This is a genomic window from Gordonia alkaliphila (assembly GCF_039542465.1).
Lineage (GTDB): Bacteria > Actinomycetota > Actinomycetes > Mycobacteriales > Mycobacteriaceae > Gordonia > Gordonia alkaliphila.
In genome coordinates, this window is sequence record NZ_BAABIE010000041.1 from 1 (window position 1) to 1,626 (window position 1,626).

Annotated in this window: 2 protein-coding genes; both read right to left on the reverse strand. The window is 63.8% G+C overall.

The genetic code is table 11. The features are described 5' to 3' along the window. Positions 1 to 124: 124 nt before the first annotated feature. Positions 125 to 778 carry a hypothetical protein gene (locus tag ABD989_RS17605; protein WP_345314499.1) on the reverse strand — a complete coding sequence of 218 codons (654 nt, stop codon included), beginning with the start codon at positions 776 to 778 and terminating at the stop codon, positions 125 to 127. Positions 779 to 818: 40 nt separating this feature from the next. Beyond that, entirely contained in the window at positions 819 to 1,070 is a 252-nt protein-coding gene (gene nrdH, locus ABD989_RS17610) for a glutaredoxin-like protein NrdH (protein WP_345314500.1), read from the reverse strand. Between the last annotated feature and the right edge of the window lie 556 nt (positions 1,071 to 1,626).

Below are 1,626 nucleotides of genomic sequence, written 5' to 3' on the forward strand. Positions count from 1 at the left end.
GGTGATGTGGAACCCGGACGCACCGACGCTCGGCCACCTTGTCGTACCCGCCAGGCATACTCTGCCGCGCAGCCCCCATCCGAAACCGCACAGGCCAGGACGTCACCCCGATGAAATTTCGAGGTTAGATGCGGCCGAGTGCGGTGATGACGGCGTGGCGGCGGGTGTCGGCGGTGTGCGAGATGGCGATGAGCTTGTCGCGGTGGCGGGCCAGGCCGTCGTCGTCGCGGGCGTCGCGGCCGGCGGCGGCGAGGTGGGCGGTGAAGGCGAGGTATCCGGCGCGGTACCAGTGCTCGACGAGCTCGATGGCCAGGTGCGGCGCTTCGGGGCTGCCGGGCAGCGGCGGCCGCCCGGATGGGGATGCGATCTCCAGGAGGACTGCGGCGGCTCGCCGGTCGGTGTGTGCGGCACGCAGGGTGGCGGGGGTGACGGGCCTTCCGGTGTCGACGAATGCGGTGATGGTGTCGAAGACTGCGCGGGTGCCGGCGTCGAGGAACAGCGGGTGGCTGGTGGGGATCCGGTCGTCGGGGAAACTGCCGGCGGCCACTCGGTGGGGGAGATCTCCGACGAGCGCGTGGACGATGGTGGTGACCATGTCGGCGGGTGCCCATGCGAGGGCGATCAGCAGGTCGGTTTCGAGCTTGCGACGCTGGGTGTAGGCGTCGTCGGTGGCCGGGTATCCGGCGATCGCGCCGAGGTCGTCGTGGGCGGTGTCGGCGAGGGGTTCGTCTGCCGTGGTGATCATCGCCGTGTGGGGTCGGTTGATGGTGGCGTTCATGTCGGTTCCTCCTCGTCGAGTCGTGGCTGTGGGTTGTTGGTCAGGCGGCGCGGCGGGCGGCTAGGGCCTTGACGCGGTCGGGCCGGAAGCCTGACCAGTGGTCGTCGCCGTCGACCACGACGGGCGCCTGGAGGTATCCGAGCGCCATCACGTAGTCGCGAGCCTTGTCGTCGGTACTGATGTCAACGACCGTGTAGTCAATTCCAGCCTTGTCGAGTGCCTTGTATGTGGCGTTGCACTGGACGCATGCGGGCTTGGTGTAAACGGTGATGGTGTAGGTTTCTGCGCTCATTGTTCCGGTCCTTATCTTGTGAGAGTCGAGCTGTTGTTTCGTTCATTCAATGGTATCGAACAATGCCGCTTTACGCAATGCTTTTCTGACTTCTCTACGCGACTAGTTGAACCTTTTTCAAGTCGCCTCGTGTCGCCTTCTCTGTGGTCATAGCCGTCTTTTAATCTTGGCCACAATCGGGGCGCAACTGCCGAGTACTGCCTGGTAGCACGCTTAGTAGAGGCGCGTTGCTCTAGTCTCGTCGGCTGAGCCTGGCCGATTGCACACCCTCTGTTGTGAGGTGCGGTTTGTGTTGTACCTGCCGCGTCTTTGGCGAGATGTGGAGCGGAAAGGGATGGGCGCAAAGAATGTTCGCGAAATAAGGGAGCGGAGCGACCGCGTGGATATTGTTTGTGACCACGCCCTTGTAGCGGAGCGTCGAGTTAAAGAGGCTCTTCGTATTTCAGAGTGCGTTGACCCTTTCGGCGAGCTGACCGGAATGCAGTAGGGACCGCAAGATGTAGTGGTCGAGGTTGCGGAAGCCCTGGGCGATTCCGCGGAGGTGTTCGAGGCGTCC